17 protein-coding genes are annotated in these 16548 nt (G+C 69.4%); 5 read left to right on the forward strand and 12 right to left on the reverse strand.

The window, feature by feature from the left end; genetic code table 11:
• Nucleotides 1-960 carry an allantoinase PuuE gene (puuE, locus tag H6927_11615; protein ID MCP5218743.1) on the reverse strand — a complete coding sequence of 320 codons (960 nt, stop codon included), beginning with the start codon at nucleotides 958-960 and terminating at the stop codon, nucleotides 1-3.
• Nucleotides 957-1673, reverse strand: coding sequence for a GntR family transcriptional regulator (locus tag H6927_11620; protein MCP5218744.1), 717 nt, complete (start codon nucleotides 1671-1673; stop codon nucleotides 957-959). Before H6927_11620 ends, puuE begins: the two co-directional genes overlap by 4 nt.
• A 74-nt stretch (nucleotides 1674-1747) precedes the next feature.
• Between H6927_11620 and uraH the strand changes: the two genes are divergently transcribed.
• Nucleotides 1748-2101, forward strand: a complete 354-nt coding sequence (gene uraH / locus H6927_11625) for a hydroxyisourate hydrolase (GenBank protein MCP5218745.1) — start codon at nucleotides 1748-1750, stop codon at nucleotides 2099-2101.
• A 16-nt stretch (nucleotides 2102-2117) separates the two neighbouring features.
• Here uraH and H6927_11630 read toward each other — a convergent pair whose 3' ends face one another.
• From H6927_11630 to H6927_11640, 3 genes are all read right to left on the reverse strand, one after another.
• The gene (locus tag H6927_11630; GenBank protein ID MCP5218746.1) at nucleotides 2118-3014 is read right to left on the reverse strand and encodes an EamA family transporter; all 897 of its coding nucleotides are present in this window, start codon (nucleotides 3012-3014) and stop codon (nucleotides 2118-2120) included.
• The gene (gene mnmC, locus H6927_11635) at nucleotides 3011-5038 is read right to left on the reverse strand and encodes an FAD-dependent 5-carboxymethylaminomethyl-2-thiouridine(34) oxidoreductase MnmC (protein MCP5218747.1); all 2028 of its coding nucleotides are present in this window, start codon (nucleotides 5036-5038) and stop codon (nucleotides 3011-3013) included. The genes H6927_11630 and mnmC overlap by 4 nt, the downstream gene beginning before the upstream one ends.
• 80 nt (nucleotides 5039-5118) lie before the next feature.
• Nucleotides 5119-5391 carry an oxidative damage protection protein gene (locus H6927_11640; GenBank protein MCP5218748.1) on the reverse strand — a complete coding sequence of 91 codons (273 nt, stop codon included), beginning with the start codon at nucleotides 5389-5391 and terminating at the stop codon, nucleotides 5119-5121.
• Nucleotides 5392-5518: 127 nt separating this feature from the next.
• On the opposite strand from H6927_11640, the gene H6927_11645 reads away from it, so the two are divergent.
• Together H6927_11645 and H6927_11650 are read left to right on the forward strand one after the other, a co-directional pair.
• The gene (locus H6927_11645) at nucleotides 5519-6598 is read left to right on the forward strand and encodes a tetratricopeptide repeat protein (protein MCP5218749.1); all 1080 of its coding nucleotides are present in this window, start codon (nucleotides 5519-5521) and stop codon (nucleotides 6596-6598) included.
• A 169-nt stretch (nucleotides 6599-6767) separates the two neighbouring features.
• Nucleotides 6768-8057, forward strand: coding sequence for an aminotransferase class I/II-fold pyridoxal phosphate-dependent enzyme (locus H6927_11650; protein ID MCP5218750.1), 1290 nt, complete (start codon nucleotides 6768-6770; stop codon nucleotides 8055-8057).
• A gap of 40 nt (nucleotides 8058-8097) precedes the next feature.
• On the opposite strand, the gene H6927_11655 is transcribed toward H6927_11650, so the two are convergent.
• The 7 genes from H6927_11655 to H6927_11685 all read right to left on the reverse strand — a co-directional run bounded on the left by H6927_11655 (nucleotide 8098) and on the right by H6927_11685 (nucleotide 14305).
• On the reverse strand, nucleotides 8098-8928 hold the full coding sequence (locus H6927_11655; protein MCP5218751.1) for a YggS family pyridoxal phosphate-dependent enzyme: 831 nt from the start codon (nucleotides 8926-8928) through the stop codon (nucleotides 8098-8100).
• A gap of 66 nt (nucleotides 8929-8994) precedes the next feature.
• On the reverse strand, nucleotides 8995-9543 hold the full coding sequence (locus H6927_11660) for a VOC family protein (GenBank protein MCP5218752.1): 549 nt from the start codon (nucleotides 9541-9543) through the stop codon (nucleotides 8995-8997).
• Nucleotides 9544-9582: 39 nt separating this feature from the next.
• Nucleotides 9583-9807 (reverse strand): DUF2783 domain-containing protein, encoded by a 225-nt coding sequence (locus tag H6927_11665; GenBank protein MCP5218753.1) that lies wholly within the window; start codon nucleotides 9805-9807, stop codon nucleotides 9583-9585.
• A gap of 14 nt (nucleotides 9808-9821) precedes the next feature.
• A complete protein-coding gene (locus H6927_11670; GenBank protein ID MCP5218754.1) occupies nucleotides 9822-11480 on the reverse strand; it encodes an FAD-dependent oxidoreductase in 1659 nt (552 codons plus the stop codon).
• Between the two features lie 150 nt (nucleotides 11481-11630).
• Nucleotides 11631-12596 carry an MBL fold metallo-hydrolase gene (locus H6927_11675; protein MCP5218755.1) on the reverse strand — a complete coding sequence of 322 codons (966 nt, stop codon included), beginning with the start codon at nucleotides 12594-12596 and terminating at the stop codon, nucleotides 11631-11633.
• Between the two features lie 79 nt (nucleotides 12597-12675).
• Nucleotides 12676-13524, reverse strand: a complete 849-nt coding sequence (locus tag H6927_11680) for an IclR family transcriptional regulator (protein MCP5218756.1) — start codon at nucleotides 13522-13524, stop codon at nucleotides 12676-12678.
• Between the two features lie 4 nt (nucleotides 13525-13528).
• Nucleotides 13529-14305: a GntR family transcriptional regulator gene (locus H6927_11685; GenBank protein MCP5218757.1), complete on the reverse strand. Its 777-nt coding sequence runs from the start codon at nucleotides 14303-14305 to the stop codon at nucleotides 13529-13531.
• Nucleotides 14306-14445: 140 nt separating this feature from the next.
• Between H6927_11685 and H6927_11690 the strand changes: the two genes are divergently transcribed.
• Both H6927_11690 and H6927_11695 read left to right on the forward strand, forming a co-directional pair.
• Nucleotides 14446-15291 carry an SDR family oxidoreductase gene (locus H6927_11690; protein ID MCP5218758.1) on the forward strand — a complete coding sequence of 282 codons (846 nt, stop codon included), beginning with the start codon at nucleotides 14446-14448 and terminating at the stop codon, nucleotides 15289-15291.
• 47 nt (nucleotides 15292-15338) lie between these two features.
• Nucleotides 15339-16547, forward strand: a complete 1209-nt coding sequence (locus H6927_11695) for an ABC transporter substrate-binding protein (protein MCP5218759.1) — start codon at nucleotides 15339-15341, stop codon at nucleotides 16545-16547.
• Nucleotide 16548: the final 1 nt, after the last annotated feature.

Below are 16548 nucleotides of genomic sequence, written 5' to 3' on the forward strand. Positions count from 1 at the left end.
TCAGTCCTTGCAGGGGTGGGTGGCGATCCAGTGGCGGGCGATGTCGACGCGCCGGCACACCCAGACGTCGGGGTGCCGCCCGACGTGGTCGAGAAAGCGCTGCAGCGCGGCAAAGCGCCCCGGGCGCCCGACCATGCGGTTGTGCAGGCCGATGCTGAGCATCTTGGGCCGGTCCAGCCCCTGGGGGTCGCCCTCGGCGTACAGGGTGTCGAAGCTGTCGCGCATGTAGCGGTAGAAGGGCTCGGCGTCGCTGTAGCCCTGCGGCAGGCCGAAGCGCATGTCGTTGCAGTCCAGCGTGTAGGGCACCACCAGGTGGTTCGCGTCGCTGCCGTCGGTCTTGCGCACCTTCATCCAGAAGGGCAGGTCGTCGCCGTAGTAGTCGCTGTCGTACAGCAGGCGGCCGTCGTCCACCACCAGGCGGCGCGTGTTGACGCTGTCGCGGCCGGTGTACCAGCCCAGCGGGCGCTCGCCGGCGATGGCCTCGATGGTGTCGAGCGCCTGCTTCATCTGCGCGCGCTCGCTGGCCTCGTCCATGCCCTGGTAGTGAATCCAGCGCAGCGCGTGGCAGGCGATCTCGTGCCCGCCGTCCTGGAAGGCCCGGGCCATTTCGGGGTAGCGCGCCAGCGCGCTGGCGACGCAGAAGATCGTCAGCGGCAGCCCGCGCTGCCTGAACTCGCGCAGCACGCGCCACACGCCGGCGCGCGAGCCGTATTCGTAGATGCTCTCCATGCTCAGGTGGCGCTCGGGGTAGGCCGCCGGGTTGAACATCTCGGACAGGAAGGTCTCGCTGGCGGCGTCGCCGTGCAGCACGCAGTTCTCGCCGCCTTCCTCGTAGTTGAGGACGAACTGCACCGCGATGCGCGCGCCGCCCGGCCAGCGGGCGTGGGGCACGTCGGCGCCGTAGCCGGCCAGGTCGCGCGGGTAGGGCGCCGTGCTGTCGTAAAGGGTGTGGGTGGTCATGCGGTTTTCTGCCTCGCGATTCTGGTTTTTGTGGCGCGGGCCGCAGGGCGGGCCAGCGCCTTTTGAACGTCGAAGGTGGGCACGGGCTGCTCCAGGTTCAGGCCGGCCTCCACGTGGTCCAGGTGGGCGCGCATCAGGCGCACGGCCTGGGCCACGTCGCCGGCGGCAAAGCACTCGACCAGCGCGGCGTGCTCGCTGGAGGAGTCGTGCGCCGCCGTGGTGCTCTGGTACATCAGGGTGACGATGGCGCAGCGCGCCAGCAGATCGCGCAGCACCTGCGCCAGCACGTCGTTGCCCAGCAGCTCGGCCATGCGCACGTGGAAGTCGCCCAGCAGCTCGGTGCGGTCGGCCACGTCCTGGCGCGCCACGGCGGCCTGCTCGCGCGCCACGTGCTCGCGCAGCGCCTGGATGCGCTCGGGCGTGGCGGCGCGCACGAAGGCGCGCGTGAGCTCCACCTCCAGCATGCGGCGCACGGCAAACACCTGCCGCGCCTCGGCCGCCGACGGGCTGGCGACGAAGGCGCCGCGCGCCGGCGCCAGCGTGACCAGGCGCTTTTGCGACAGCAGGAACAGCGCCTGGCGCACCAGCGTGCGCGAGACGCCGAAGTGGTCGGCCAGCGACTGCTCCACCAGCCGGGCGCCGGGCTGCAGGCGGTGCTCGACGATGGCGCCAGTGAGCGCCAGGACGATCTGGTCGGTGCTGGTGGCTTGCATGGTGCCGTCAATGATAGACGCCCATTTCAAAATTGTATACACTGCCGTGCACAATTTTTTGAAGGAGCAAGCTCATGGGTTTGAGCACGCACGTCCTGGATACCATGCACGGCACGCCGGCCGCCGGCATGCAGGTCAGCCTGTACGAGATGCAGGGCGGCCAGCCCCGGCTGGTCAAGCGCTTTCGCCTCAACGGCGACGGCCGCAACCCCGACGGCCCGCTGTACGACAACGCCAGCCTGCGGGTGGGCACCTACCGGCTGAGCTTCGAGGTGGCCGACTACTTCAGGGCGCGCGGGGTGGCCTTGCCCCAGCCGCCGTTTCTGGACGTGGTGCCGCTGGACTTCGGCATCGCCCACGTCGACCAGCACTACCACGTGCCGCTGCTGGTCAGCCCCTGGAGCTTCTCGACCTATCGGGGCTCTTGAAAGTTACCTGCGCGAGTTACCCGCGCGCCGCCGCTACCAGGCGCGGCCACAGCAGGTTCAGCGCCAGCCCGGCCATCACCAGGCCGGCGGCCAGCAGCTTCCAGGGCGGCAGCGCCTCGCCCATCAGCAGGGCCGAGGCGCCGATGCCGAACACCGGCACCAGGATCGAGAACGGCGCCACCGTGGCCGCCGGGTAGCGCGCCAGCAGCCAGGCCCACACGCCGTAGCCGAAGATGGTGTTGCCCAGCGACTGCCAGACGACTGCCGCCCAGGTGGCCGCGTCGGCCTGCGCCAGCCCGCTGGCGATGCGCGGCCAGCCTTCCAGCGCCCAGCTGAGCAGCAGCAGCGGCGGCACGGCGAACAGGCTGGACCAGGCCACGTAGGCCAGCACGTCGACCGGCCCGGCGGCGCGGCTGGCCACGTTGCCCAGCGCCCAGAAGAAGGCCGCGCCCAGCGTCAGCAGCAGGCCCGCCAGCGTGGTGTGGCCGTCGGTGTGGCTGGCGATGATGACGATGCCGGTGAGCGCGATCAGCGCCGCCACCCACTGGTAGGGCCGCAGCCGCTCCTTGTCGATCAGCACCGCCAGCCCCACGGTGAAGAACACCTGCGCCTGCACCACCAGCGAGGCCAGGCCCGGCGTGATGTCGCGCTGCATGCCGTAGAACAGCAGGGCGAACTGTCCCACGCCGATGGCCAGCCCGTACAGCGCCAGGTTGCCCCAGGACGCGGCCGGGCGGCGCACCAGCAGCACCAGCGGAAAGGCCGCCAGCGCAAAGCGCAGCGCGGCCAGCAGCAGCGGCGGCAGGTGCGCCAGCGCGAACTTGATGATGACGAAGTTGGTGCCCCACACGGCCACCACGGCCAGGATCAGAAGCAGGTGGTGCCAGGTGAGCGGGGTGGTGCGGCGGGTCATGGTGCCTTGCTGGCCAGGGGTTGAAAGCGGCGCGCGCGCAGCCGCCGCGCCAGCGAGCGGGCCACGGGCAGCGGCTCGCCGTGCAGGGTGGCGACCAGCAGCTCGCCGGCAAGCACGGCCAGCGTCAGGCCGCGCGCGCCCAGGCCGGTGCACAGGTGGATCGGCAGCGGCTCGTCGGATATCGAATCGATAGCTGCCTCGGCTTGTTCGGCGGGGGCTGCAGCCCGATTCGGCTCGAAATTGTCGTTGGCCCGCCAGCGCCAGGCGCCCACCGCCGGCAGCCGGTCGGGCAGGGTGGCGCGCACGCCCGCCCAGGCCTGGGCGCGGCCGTCGCGCCACTGCGCGGCCAGCGCGGCGCCGGCGTGCGGCAGCAGGTCGGACAGGCGCTGCAGGTTGGCGGCGTGGTCTTCGGCCTGCACCTCGGGCGTGGCCTTGGCGCGCTCGAAGGTGGAGCCGGTGACCCAGCGCGGCCCCGCGTCGCCCGGCAGGTGGGCGACCAGGCTGCCGTGGCCATTGACCGGAAAGGGCGGCAGCGCCGCGTCGGCGCCGCCGCCGGGCATGGGGCCGGATGCCACCTGGCCGCGCAGCGCGTGCAGGGGCAGGGCGTCATCCAGCAGCGCCAGTGAGTCGAAGCCGGCGGCGACGACCACCAGCTCGGCCTCGGCCAGCGTGGCGCCACGCGCATCGCGCAGGCACCAGCGGCCGGCGGCCCGGTCGACGCGCGCCACCGCGCGGCCGCCGTGCCATGCGATGCCCGGCGCGCCCAGCATGGCGCGCACCAGGGCGGCGGGCCGGACCCAGCCGGCGCGCGCATGCCACAGCGCCGGGTGGGCTTCGTCCAGCGGCACCTGGGCGGCCTGGGCCTGGGCGCGGGTCAGCGGGTGCTCGCCGGCCAGGCTTTCGGCCTGGGCGGCATCGGGCAGGTCGGGGGCCTGCCAGGCGGCAGGCCGGCGGCGCTTGCCGGGTTCGTGGCGCTCCAGCACGCCGGTGGCGGCAAAGTCGCGGCCCGCGCGCAGCAGGCCCGCGGCGCGCGCGAGCGTGGCACGCACGCCGGCGCGCGTGAGCTGCGACAGCGGCCGGTCGTCGGGCGACACGTGCGGCGCCACCACGCCCGCCGGCAGCGCGCTGGCGCCGGCGGCGGGCTGGGGCGCGGCGTCGAGCACGTCGACGCGCCAGCCGCGCTGCGCCAGGCCGAAGGCCACCGCGGCCCCCACCAGGCCGCCGCCGACGACGGCGCAGCGCGCGGGCGGCTGGTTCCAGCCCGGCTCGGCGTCGGCGCGCGTGTTCGTGCGTGGCGCCCAGCGCGGGGCGTAGCGCGCGCGCAGGGCCTGGCGCTTGGGCGGCAGGCCGGGCACGCGCTCCAGCTCGAAGCCGCAGGCGGCCAGGTGCTGGCGCACCGGGCCGGCCACGCACCAGGTGGCGGCCCGCGCGCCCGGCCGCAGCAGCCGGGCGGCGGCGGCCAGCGTGGCCTCGCTCCACATGTCGGGGTTGCGCTCGGGGCTGAAGCCGTCCAGGTAAAGGCTGTCGTGCGCGCCGCTCAGCTCGGCCAGCATGGGCTGCACCGCGCCCACGGCCAGGGTCAGCTGCACGCGCTCGCCGTCCAGGCTCAGGCGGTGCACGCCGGGCAGCAGGCCGTGCCACTGGGCGGCCAGCTCGGCGGCCAGCGGCGCCAGCTCGGCAAAGGGCGCGGCGCTGCGGACCAGGTCGCCCGCCTTGCACACCCAGGCTTCGACGGCGCTGTAGAACAGGCACGCGGGCCGCCGCGGGTCGCTGCGCCAGGCCTGCCAGGTGGCCAGGAAGTTCAGGCCCAGGCCGAAGCCGGTTTCCAGCACCGCCCAGCGCGGCGCGCCGGCCCAGGCCGCGGCTTGCCCGGCATCGGCCAGCAGGCCGCAGCCGTGCAGAAAGACGTGCCGCGCCTGCGCCAGGCCGCCGTCGCCCGCGTCGTCGTGGCTGCGGTAGATGTCGCCGAAGCGCGGGCTGGTGGGCGTGCCGTCGTCGCGCCAGTGGACGGGGGAGGGCGGCATCCGGTCAGCTATGAAATCAGAAGCTGCTTGCGCAGATGCGATGCCGGCTGCAGGGGCTGATTGGGCCTGAAACCTGGCCCTCAAACCTTGGGCGCCACGTAGCCCGCGGCCTGCTCGGCGCCGTCGCCGAAGAAGTGCGCCTCCATCTGCTGGCGCAGGTAGGCGCGCGCGTTGGCGTCGGCCAGGTTCAGGCGGTTCTCGTTGACCAGCATGGTCTGGTGCTTGAGCCAGTCGGCCCAGGCCTGCTTGCTGACGCTGGCCCACAGGCGCTTGCCCAGCTCGCCGGGGTAGGGCGGAAAGTCCAGGCCCTCGGCCTCGGTGCCGAGCTTGATGCAGTGGACCATGCGTGCCATATCCCGATTTCCTTGCCGTGTTGCGGTGCGAGTGAAGCCCTGGATTATCGGCTGCCTGCGCGCGCGGCGTGGCCGTGGGCCCGATTTGGCCGATACTGCGCCCAAGCCCATCGCACCTTCCGCCGCCATGACCCCAGCCGTCTCCTTCGCCCCGCTCGCCCCCGACCTGCACGCCCGCGCCCTCGCGCTGCTGGACGACGAATGGCTGGCCCACGACGCCGACCTGGCGCCCGTGCTGCCCATCGTGCTGGCGCGCGGCGTGGGGCAGGACTGGCACAAGGCCGGCACCTTCCGCCACCACCTGGTGGGCGTGGCGCGCACGCTGGCGCTGTGGCAGCAGCCGCGCGACGTGCGCCTGCTGGGCCTGCTGCACAGCGTGTACGGCAACGCCTTCGTCGACCTGGTCAAGTTCGACCCGGCGCGCGAGCGCGCGCGCCTGCGCGAGGCCGTGGGCGAGCGCGCCGAGCACCTGGTGTACCTGTTTTGCACCGCCTCGCGCGCGCAGTTCGTGCGCCAGGTGCTGGCCGGGCGCATCGCGCCCGACGGCAGCGTGCAGGTGGACGAGCACCACCTGCCGGCCGACGTGGTGGCCGCCTTCATCGTCGTCAGCATGGCCGACACCTGCGAGCAGTGGTTTGCCTGGCAGGAGGACATCTACAGCGGCTTTCCCGACGTGCCCAGGCTGCCGCAGGCCGCGCACTGGATGGCCGCGCTGTGGCCCGGCCCCATGCGCCCGCCCAGCCGCATCTACGCCCACATCAGCCAGCTGGGCGCCGCGCTGCAGCACCCCGGGCTGAAAGGCCTGCTGCCCATGCCCCCGGTGTTCGAGCACTGCACGCGCACGCTGGCCGCGGGCGACGAGGCCGCCGCGGCGTCGCTGTACTGGTCGGTCATCGCGCAGAGCCAGCCGCTGGTGCAGATGGACGGCGCCGTTGCCGCGCTGGAGCACGCCGCGCGCCTGAACCCCTGGGTGGGCGAGCCGCAGATGGTGCTGGCCCAGCTGTACCTGATCGCCGGCCGCCACGCCGAGGCCGAGGCCGCCGCCACCGGCGCCCTGCAGTGCTACAGCGCCTGGGGCAACGCCTGGGACAAGCGCGTGCAGTGGGACGCCTGGATGGCCTGGGCGCGCATCCTGCGCCAGGGCGCGCAGACGGGTACGTGGCCCGAGCGGCTGGACAAGCTGAACAACGTGGCGCTGCGCCCATAAGCTCATGCGCAAAGTGTCTGAGCGGGGCCGCGCCTGGCCCGCGGGCGGGACTAGACTGCGGCCCGTGCGCCCGCCGCCGGCGTTTCAAGCCATTTGGGGCTTTGGCCGGCGCCAATCAAGAGCAAGCAGCTATTGATTTGATAGTTCAAGCATCTTCAAGGAGCATTCGATGAGCGATTCGTGGAAGTTCGAGACCCAGTCCGTGCACGCCGGCTACACGCCCGACCCCACCACCAAGTCGGTGGCGGTGCCGATCTACCAGACCGTGTCCTACGCCTTCGACGACACGCAGCACGGGGCCGACCTGTTCGATTTGAAGGTGCCGGGCAACATCTACACCCGCATCATGAACCCGACCACCGCCGTGCTGGAGCAGCGCCTGGCCGCGCTCGAGGGCGGCGTCGGCGCGCTGGCGCTGGCCTCGGGCATGACGGCGATCCACTACGCCATCCAGACCATCGCCAGCGCGGGCGACAACATCGTCTCCACCGCCACGCTGTACGGCGGCACCTACAACCTGTTTGCCCACACCCTGCCGCAGATGGGCGTGGAGGTGCGCTTTGCCGACTACCGCGACCCGGCCTCGTTCGGCAAGCTGATCGACGCGCGCACCAAGGCGGTGTTCTGCGAATCCATCGGCAACCCGCTGGGCAACGTCACCGACCTGGCCGCGCTGGCCCAGGTGGCGCACGCGCACGGCGTGCCGCTGATCGTCGACAACACGGTGCCCAGCCCCTACCTGTGCCGCCCGTTCGAGCACGGCGCCGACATCGTGGTGCACGCCGCCACCAAGTACATCGGCGGCCACGGCAACAGCATGGGCGGCGTCATCGTCGATTCGGGCAAGTTCCCGTGGGCCGAGCACAAGCAGCGCTTTGCGCGCCTGAACGAGCCCGACGTGAGCTACCACGGCGTGGTCTACACCGAGGCGCTGGGCGCGGCGGCCTACATCGGCCGCGCGCGCGTGGTACCGCTGCGCAACCTGGGCGGCGCCATCAGCCCGATGAACGCCTTCTTGCTGCTGCAGGGCATCCAGACCCTGCCGCTGCGCATGGACCGCACCTGCGACAACGCGCTGGCCATTGCCAGGTACCTGCAAAAGCACCCCAAGGTGGCGGCGGTCAACTACGCCGGCCTGCCCGATCACCCCGACCACGCCGTGGTGCGGCGCCTGATGGGCGGGCGCGCCTCGGGCATCGTCAGCTTCACCCTGAAGGCCGCCGACGGCCGCGCCGCCGGCGCGCGCTTTCAGGACGCGCTGGGCCTGTTCCTGCGCCTGGTCAACATCGGCGACACCAAGTCGCTGGCCTGCCACCCGGCCAGTACCACACACCGCCAGCTCGACGCCGGGGAGCTGGCCAAGGCGGGCGTGTCCGAAGGCATGGTGCGCCTGTCGGTGGGCATCGAGCACATCGACGACCTGCTGGCCGATCTGGAGCAGGCGCTGGGGAAGGTTTGAGCGGCGGGCGGGCTTCACCCAGCCCGTGAGGACGGCCCGGTCAAGGCGCCTCGCCCGCCTTGGCCTCGCCCTCGGCGGCCGACGGCCAGTAGTGCGAGTCGGGCATGGGCCGCGCGCCGAAGATGGCCTGGCCGACGCGCACGACGGTGGCGCCTTCCTCGATGGCGATCTCGTAGTCGCCGGACATGCCCATCGACAGCTCGCTCAAGTCGATGCCGGCGGGGGCATCCTGGCGCAGCCGCTCGCGCAGGCCGCGCAGCAGCACGAAGCATTCGCGCACGCGCTGGGCCTCGGCCGAGAACAGCGCCAGCGTCATCAGCCCGCGCACGCGCAGCGCCGAAAACGCCGGCAGCGCGCGCAGGAAGGCGGCCACGTCGTCGGGATGCAGGCCGTACTTGCTGGCCTCGCCCGAGGTGTTGACCTGCACGAACACGTCCAGCGCGCGCCCTTCGGCCTGCAGGCGCCGCTCCAGCGCCTCGGCCACGCGCAGGCTGTCCAGCGCCTGGAATTCGCTGGCGCACTGCGCCACCAACTTGGCCTTGTTGGTCTGCAGGTGGCCGATGACCGACCAGCGCAGGTCGGCCAGGTCGGCCATGGCCTCCCATTTGCGATGGGCCTCCTGCGGCTTGTTCTCGCCCAGCATGCGGCAGCCCGCGGCGTAGGCCTGGCGCAGCACGGCCTCGGGCTTGGTCTTGCTGACGGGCAGCAGGCGCACGCTGGCCGGGTCGCGCCCGGCGCGCCGGCAGGCCGCCGCGATGCGCGCGTGCACGGCGGCCAGGTTGTGGCGAAAGTCGTCCACCGACTCGGCCTGCGGCCATTGGCCGTGCTGGTCGTGGCGGGTGGAGGTGGCCGGGGGAAGGTCTGTGCTCATGGGTCGGTCTCGTATCGGTCAAAGCATACCCGCCTCAACTGGGACCGGAACCCACGAGCGGAGCAGTCACCCCACGCGGCCGCTGCCGTCGTGCATCCAGCGCGCGTGGGTGGGCGCCTTCTTGGTGCGGTCCCATTCGCTTAGCATGTCCCACTTGACGCGGTCGAGCGCCTGGTCCATCTCGGGCGTGGCGGTGTCGACGGCCAGCTCCAGGCGGTGGCCGGAGGGGTCGCGGAAGTAGATGGACTTGAAGATGGTGTGGTCGGTGGGGCCGATGACCTCGATGCCGTCGGCCTGCATGCGGGCCTTGACCTTCAGCATGGTGTCGATGGAGTCGGTCTTCAGCGCCAGGTGCTGCGTCCACGCGGGGGTGTTGGCGTCCGAGGGCGCGATCATGTCGGCCTTGGTGGGCAGCTCGAAAAAGGCCAGGATGTTGCCGCCGCCGATGTCGATGAAGATGTGCATGTACGGGTCCGGCTCCTTGGTGGAGGGCACCTCGTTCTCGGCGATGGCGAGGATGAAGCGGGCGTCCAGGTATTTTTGATACCACTCGACGGTTTGCTTGGCGTTCTTGCAGCGGTAGGCGACGTGGTGCACGCCGTTGAGGTTGGCCATGGCGGTTTCCTGGTTGTGAGAATGGGGTGGAGTGGCGGCTCAGATGCCGTCGCGGGCCAGCTGCATGGCCTCGCGCAGCACGGCGATGTCGCCGATGTGGTTGGACAGCAGCAGGATCAGGCGCGCGTTGAGCCGCGCGCTCTGTTCGTCGCTCAGGTCGCGGTGCGTGTCGATCAGCAACTGGTAGAAGTCGTCGCCGGGCGTGTAGGCCTGGAAGTAGCGCTGGCCGGCTTCGCTGAAGTTGGGCTGGGTGTTCAGGGGCATGGGGTGTCTCCTTGTCAGGCGTTGCCGGTGGCGCGGGCCAGGGCGCTTTGCAGCTTGGTGGCGTCAAGCTGGCGCCAGCGGGCGGCCACGTGCTGGTCGGGGCGCGCCAGGTAGGTGGTGCCGGGCTTCAGGTCGTAGCGCTCGGCCGCGCGGCCCTTGGCGTCGATCAGGGTCTTGAGGCCGGCGGGCGCCTGGCCCTTTTGGGCGACGACGATGGGCTCGACGGCGATGCCCTTGAACGCCAGCTCGCCGAGGGCCTTGGCCGTGGCGGCGTCCAGCGCGCCGGCGTCCTCCACATAGTGCAGGGCCTGAAAGCGGTTGCCCAGGTGCTGCAGCAGCCAGCTGCCATCGGCCAGCGGCGCGTCGTCCATGGGGGCGCCGGGGATCATGCGGCCGGCAAACGCGCTCTCGTCGGGCGTGTTCAGACTGGAGTCGGCGAGCCAGCTGGGCACCGACAGGCGGCCCGAGTTGACCAGCGCGCGGGCGAAGGGGTGGTGCTCGGCCAGCTCCAGCACGGCGTTGCGGAAGGTCTTGCTGACGGCGCTCTTGGGCGTGATGAAGTCGGTGGAGCGGGTGGAGTTGAGGATGTTCTCGTCGGCCGCATGGCCGCGCTCCTCGCTGTAGGTGTCCAGCAGCGTGGCCGGGGCCTTGCCGTCCATCACCAGCTTCAGCTTCCACACCAGGTTGTCGGTGTCCTGGATGCCGCTGTTGGCGCCGCGCGCGCCGAAGGGCGAGACCTGGTGCGCCGCGTCGCCGACGAACAGCACGCGGCCGTGGTTGAAGCGGTTCATGCGCCGGCACTGGAAGGTGTAGACGCTGACCCATTCCAGCTCGAACTCGCGCTCGTCGCCCAGCATGGCCTTGATGCGCGGGATCACGTTCTCGGGCTTTTTCTCCTCCACCGGGTCGGCGTCCCAGCCGAGCTGGAAGTCGATGCGCCAGACGTTGTCGGCCTGGCGGTGCAGCAGCACGCTCTGGTTGCGGTGAAAGGGTGGGTCGAACCAGAACCAGCGCTCGGTGGGGTAGTCGGCCTTCATCACCACGTCGGCGATGAGAAAGCGGTCCATGAAGATCTTGCCCTCGATGTCCAGCCCCAGCATCGAGCGCACCTTGCTGCTGGCGCCGTCGGCGACGATCAGCCAGTCGGTTGTGAGCGAGTAGGGGCCTGCGGGCGTTTCGACGCGCACCGTGGCCTGCTCCTGACCGGGCACCACCGAGATCACCTCGTTCTTGAAGCGGATCTCCAGGTTGGGCAGCTGGCGCGCGCGCTCGATCAGGTACTGCTCCAGGTAATACTGCTGCAGGTTGATCATGCCGGGGCGGTGGTGGTCTGGCTCGGGGCGAAGGTTGAAGCTGAACACCTCGCCCTCGTGCAGGAAGGTGCGGCCCACGTCCCAGCTGATGCCCTTGTCGACGAACCGATCGCCGCAGCCCATGCGGTCCAGCACCTCCAGCGCGCGCTTGGCGTAGCACACGGCGCGCGAGCCGAAGGAGACGGTGTCGTCGTTGTCCAGCAGCAGCACGCGCTGGCCCTGCTGCGCCAGGTCGATGGCGGCCGACAGGCCCACCGGGCCGGCGCCGATGACGACCACCGGGTAGTGGCCGGCCTGGCCGCGCTCCAGCTCGGGTGGGCGCACGAAGTCGAACTTGGTGTAGGTGAAGGTTTTTTGCATGTTGTCTCCGCGTTATCCGAACAGCCAACATCCGGACGCAGAGGACGCAAAAATGACGCAGAGGACGAAAAAGAATGGCCCAAAAAATTGGGTTTTCCTTCTGCGCCCTCTGCGACTCCTCTGCGTTCTCTGCGTCCGGTGTTTTGTATTTCAGTCCTGTTGCAGCGCGTGCCACATCTGCTGGTCGCGCTCGGCCGTCCAGATGCGCGGGTCGCGGATGCCGCTGGCCTCGTCGTGCGCGCGCGTCACGTCGAAGGGCAGGCAGTGCTCGTAGATGAAGACCTGGGCGAACTTGGGGTCCATCGCCTTGCGGGTGTGGGCCATCGTGGCCTTCAGATCCATCCCCTGGGCCACGGCCTCCTGCGCGCTCTTGTAGAGCGTGGCGGTGAAGTCACGCGTGTAGGCCAGGCCTTTTTGCACCTGCTCGGGCGTCATCAGGGTGGGGCCGCGGCCGGGCACCAGCTTGTCGAACTTCATCGCGGCCAGCCGGTCCAGCGTTTGCGGCCAGTCGGCCAGGTAGGCGTCGCCGGTGTAGCAGGCCGCATCGGCCTCGACCAGGTCACCCGAGAAGCAGATTTTTTGCGCCGGCAGGTGGACGATGGTGTCGCCCTTGGTGTGGCCGCGGCCGATCTGCTGGATCTTGACCTCCAGCTTGCCCAGCCACAGCGTCATCTCGCCCTGGAAGGTGAGCGTGGGCCAGGTCAGGCCGGGCACGCTCTCCACCGCCTGGAACAGGCGCGGAAAGCGGCCGATCTCCGAATCCATGTCCTGCTGGCCGCGCTCGACGATCAGGTCCCAGGTGTCCTGGCTGGCGATGATTTGCTCCAGGCCTTCGCTTTTGTAGCCGCTGGCGCCCAGCACGCGCACCGCGTGGTAGTGGGTCAGCACCACGTACTTGATCGGCTTGTCGGTGATCTCGCGGATCTTCTTGATCACGCCCTGCGCGGCCACGGGCGTGGCGGTGGCGTCGATGATCATGCAGCCGTCGTCGCCGATGATGACGCCGGTGTTCGGATCGCCCTCGGCGGTGTAGGCGTAGGCGTTGTCACTCAGCTTGTCCCAGCTGATCTGCTTTTCTTCGAGGTCGGCGTGGGAGGCGAATTTCTTGTCGGACATGGCGGTCTCCATCGGGTTCGGGATGGCCGCATTGTCTTCTGAAATTAGTTGTATGTCAATTGATTCGACAATGTTTAATTCAAGACTTGGCCGGGTTGAAGCCCAGCCGGTGGGAGACGGCGTCGGCATGGGCGCGCAGCAAGCGCCCCGCAGGGCCGTCAATGTCGGCGTCGAACTGGCCCTGCGGACCGAACACGGTGATCACCAGCGCGATCTTGCCGTGGGCGTCGAACACCGGTGCGCTGAGCGTGTTGACGCCCGGCTGCGGCGTGGACAGCCCGCGCCCCATGCCGGCGGCGCGGATGTCGGCCAGCATCTGCCGCACCTCGGCGCTGTCGAAGGCGCCGGACGCGCCGCCCACCACGCGGCGGTGCTCGTCCTCCAGCATCGAGCGCACCATCTTCTCGGGCAGGTAGGCGGCAAACACGCGCCCGGTGATGGTGTTGAACACCGACATCACCGTGCCCACGCGCAGGTTGACGTGCAGCGGGTAGCGCGGCTCGTCCAGCCGCACCACGGTGGGGCCCAGGTGGCCCCACACGCACAGCGCCACGCTCAGGTCGGCCTGGTCGCACAGCAGCGCGGCCTCCTGGCTGGCCTCGGTCAGCGGGTCGAGCTGCTGCAGCGCCGCCAGGCCCATCTGCAGCGCCGCCGGGCCCAGCTCGTAGTGGCCGGTGAGCGGGCTCTGCTTGACCATGCCCGCCGCCATGAAGCTGACCAGGTACGGATGCGCCTGGCCCGGCGGCATGTCGGCCAGCTGGGCCAGGTCCTTCAGCGGCAAGGGGCGGCGCTGCTCGGTCAGCGCCTGCAGCACGCGCATGCCAACCTCGATGGACTGGATGCGGCGCTGGCGCTTGGCGGGCGCGGCGTTCTCGCCTGCATCGGGAGGAAAGTGCGCCGAGGGTGGCGGAACGGCTGAGTTGGACATGGACTTATGGCCTGCGCATTCTGCGTGGTATCGGAAGACTTGCGTCGTTTGTGACATCGGCGTCCTGCGGCGCACCGTGGGACGGCAGGGGCTGCACTCCGGGGACGGAATCGCCTGCGTCCAGCAGCTTCTGGTAGTTGCGCCGGAAGATGAGGCCGGCATAGTAGACGTGTTCGCGCATCAACTGCTCTGCGCGCGTGCTGTCGCGCGCGACCACGGCCTCCACGATGCGATGGTGGTCTCCATGGGATCTCAGGATGATCGGATGATCGTCCCAGAGAACAATGTGATCGGATGCAAACGGAATGGTCTGCGCCTGCTCGGCAAATCGCGTCACCCAAGGGTTCCCGGAAGCCTCCAGAAGAAGATCGTGGATTTCCACGTTCATCTGCTGGTACGGCTCATGATCCACGGAGTCGAGATATCCCTTGCCGAGGATCCGGTCGCCGATGGCCAGCAGGGATTGCAGGGACCGGATTTGTGCATCGGTCAGCCCGTGCGTCGCGGCGCTGCGGCAGGCGAGGCCTTCCAGCACCGACCGCACCTCGTAGGCCGCAGCAATCACATCAAGGTCGAAGCCCCGCACCAGGTAGCCCCGCTTCGGCTGGTGGGTGAGCAGCCCTTCGCTGGCGAGAGTCGCCAGCGCCGCGCGGATCGGTGTCCGTGACACGCTCAGTTGCTCCGCCAGTGGCAACTCCTCGAGCCGCATGGCGGGCTTGAGTTGTCCGTGAAGTATCCAATCGCGGAGCGTTTCCGTCACGTCCTGAGTCAAGGTCTTCATTGCGCTGCTTATTTGAGCATGGTTTCATGTATACATGAATGTTCAAATATACCTTTTTAAGGGTAAATACCATGATTTTTTAAGCTTGCATGTATACATAATTCATGGCCAAGGTCATTTACTTGGACGGAGAACACTGCATGAACGACGTCTCGCACGCGGCGAGCGGTAGCTGGCTAGGCTTTGAGAATCTTGTCTGCGTCGTGACGGGTGCGGGCGGCGGGATTGGAGCCGAAGTGGTGCGACAACTCCTGGCGTCCGGCGCGCGGGTTGCCTTGCTCGACTTGGATCGAGCCCGGGCCGCGGCGGTCGCTGATGGCGCCGACAGGACGATGGTTCTGGCTTGCGACGTCACGGATGCGAACAGCGTTCACGCGGCGGCCGAGGCGGTTCGCAACACCTGGGGGCCGGCCGCGGTGCTGGTCAACAACGCCGCGTCGCTGTACGCCGATGCGCTGATGGACATCGCCGTGGACAAGTGGAACCGGCTGCTGTCGGTCAACCTTACCGGCTACCTGCTGTGCGCGCAGGTCTTCGGCCGGCAGATGCGCGAGCGCGGCGGCGGGGCGATGGTCCACATCGCCTCGATCTCGGGCGCCATCCCGCAGCCCTACAGCGGCGCCTACAGCGTCAGCAAGGCCGGCGTGAAGATGCTGTCGCAGCTGCTCGCGGCCGAACTGGGCGAGCACGGCATCCGCAGCAACGTGGTAAGCCCCGCGATGGTCCGCACGCCCATGAGCGAGGGCATCTACACGCAGGACGCCGTGCGCCGCCAGCGCGAGCGCATGGTGCCGCTGGGCCGCATCAGCACGCCGGCCGACATCGCCGGCGCCGTACTTTTCCTGGCCAGCGAGCGCGCCGGCTACATCAGCGGCCAGGACATCCTGGTGGACGGCGCCCTCACCCAGAACTGGCTCGGCCTCGTCCCCCGCCCCGGCTTCCAAAAGGAAGACGCGGCCGCATCGGCCACCTCCAGTGATCTGTGAGCCCGGCGATCCCGCAACGATTTCGACCGCGACCAAAGGAGATCCCCTTGAAAACCCTCATCAAGACCACCCTCGCCGCCGTAGCAGCCGCCACCGCACTGGCCGCTGCCGCCCAGAGCGAACCCGGACTGACCGACAAGAGCATCAAGATCGGCATGTTCAGCCCGCTGTCGGGCAACTCGATGGCCTACGGCTTCGACGTCGTCAACGCGGCGAAGATGTACTACGACAAGGTCAACAAGGAAGGCGGCATCAACGGCCGCAAGATCGAGATCGTCCTGGAGGACGACCGCTGCAACGCCAATGATCTGCTGGCCGCGGTGAAGAAGCTCACCGAGCAGGACAAGGTCTTCCTGCTCAACGGCGGCTCCTGCTCGGGCCCGGTGGTCGGTGCCCGCGAGTACGTGGAGCGCGAGAAGATCCCACTGGTCATGCTCAACGCCTCGGGCGATGGCGCGCTGTACCCGCCCTCCAAGTACATCTACGGCGCCTTCTCCATCTCGCAGCGCGCCGTCGGCGGCTCGATGGTCCAGTTCGCCGTCGAGCACCTGAAGGCCAAGAAGATCGGCTACATCAACCATGACGACGCCTACGGAGGATGGAACCTGGAAGCCGCCGAATTCCAGGCCAAGAAGGTCGGTGCGACGCTGCAGGTGCAGTCGATCAACCCGAACATCACCGACGTCACCGCGCCGATGCTGAAGATTCGTGCCGCCAACCCGGACGTGCTGCTGATCACCACCTACGCCCGTCCGGTGAGCCTGCTGGTCAAGAAGGCGCACGAGCTGGGCTGGAACAAGCCGATCGTCATCGCCGTCAACGGCACGGCCGACCTGAAGCAGCTCGTCGAGAACGTCGGCAACAAGGACGCGTTCAAGAACGTCTACCTGCAGGAGGTCATGCTCGACGTGCCCGGCGGCGAGCAGCTCAAGTGGGTCTACGATATGTACAAGCAGTACTACCCGGACTTGGCCGCCAAGCCGGGCTACCCGCAGACTTACATGCCCTACGGCATTCCCTCGGCGATGGCGGTGGTCAACGCGCTCAAGGCCGCAGGCCCGCAGCCCACGCGCGAGAAATTCCTCGACGCGATGTCGAAGCTCAACTTCGACTCCAAGGTGATGGCTGGCCCGATCGCCTTCACGCCCACCGACCACGCGGCGCAGAAGGCGGCCATCTACCTGAAGTTCGACGGCGAGAACAAGACTCGGGTGCCGGGCAGCTACGCCAGCGCCTGGACCTACCAGCCCAAGTGAG

Source organism: Burkholderiaceae bacterium (assembly GCA_024235995.1).
Classification (GTDB): Bacteria; Pseudomonadota; Gammaproteobacteria; order Burkholderiales; family Burkholderiaceae_C; genus Ottowia.

Bases quoted from the DNA above. Each gene is read 5' to 3' on its own strand.
- H6927_11675 (MCP5218755.1), bottom strand. From the start codon at position 12,596: ATGTCCGACAAGAAATTCGCCTCCCACGCCGACCTCGAAGAAAAGCAG.
- H6927_11665 (MCP5218753.1), bottom strand. From the start codon at position 9,807: ATGCCCCTGAACACCCAGCCCAACTTCAGCGAAGCCGGCCAGCGCTAC.
- H6927_11655 (MCP5218751.1), bottom strand. From the start codon at position 8,928: ATGAGCACAGACCTTCCCCCGGCCACCTCCACCCGCCACGACCAGCAC.
- puuE (MCP5218743.1), bottom strand. From the start codon at position 960: ATGACCACCCACACCCTTTACGACAGCACGGCGCCCTACCCGCGCGAC.
- mnmC (MCP5218747.1), bottom strand. From the start codon at position 5,038: ATGCCGCCCTCCCCCGTCCACTGGCGCGACGACGGCACGCCCACCAGC.
- H6927_11640 (MCP5218748.1), bottom strand. From the start codon at position 5,391: ATGGCACGCATGGTCCACTGCATCAAGCTCGGCACCGAGGCCGAGGGC.
- H6927_11660 (MCP5218752.1), bottom strand. From the start codon at position 9,543: ATGGCCAACCTCAACGGCGTGCACCACGTCGCCTACCGCTGCAAGAAC.
- H6927_11620 (MCP5218744.1), bottom strand. From the start codon at position 1,673: ATGCAAGCCACCAGCACCGACCAGATCGTCCTGGCGCTCACTGGCGCC.
- H6927_11680 (MCP5218756.1), bottom strand. From the start codon at position 13,524: ATGTCCAACTCAGCCGTTCCGCCACCCTCGGCGCACTTTCCTCCCGAT.
- H6927_11685 (MCP5218757.1), bottom strand. From the start codon at position 14,305: ATGAAGACCTTGACTCAGGACGTGACGGAAACGCTCCGCGATTGGATA.
- H6927_11650 (MCP5218750.1), top strand. From the start codon at position 6,768: ATGAGCGATTCGTGGAAGTTCGAGACCCAGTCCGTGCACGCCGGCTAC.
- uraH (MCP5218745.1), top strand. From the start codon at position 1,748: ATGGGTTTGAGCACGCACGTCCTGGATACCATGCACGGCACGCCGGCC.
- H6927_11630 (MCP5218746.1), bottom strand. From the start codon at position 3,014: ATGACCCGCCGCACCACCCCGCTCACCTGGCACCACCTGCTTCTGATC.
- H6927_11690 (MCP5218758.1), top strand. From the start codon at position 14,446: ATGAACGACGTCTCGCACGCGGCGAGCGGTAGCTGGCTAGGCTTTGAG.
- H6927_11645 (MCP5218749.1), top strand. From the start codon at position 5,519: ATGACCCCAGCCGTCTCCTTCGCCCCGCTCGCCCCCGACCTGCACGCC.
- H6927_11670 (MCP5218754.1), bottom strand. From the start codon at position 11,480: ATGCAAAAAACCTTCACCTACACCAAGTTCGACTTCGTGCGCCCACCC.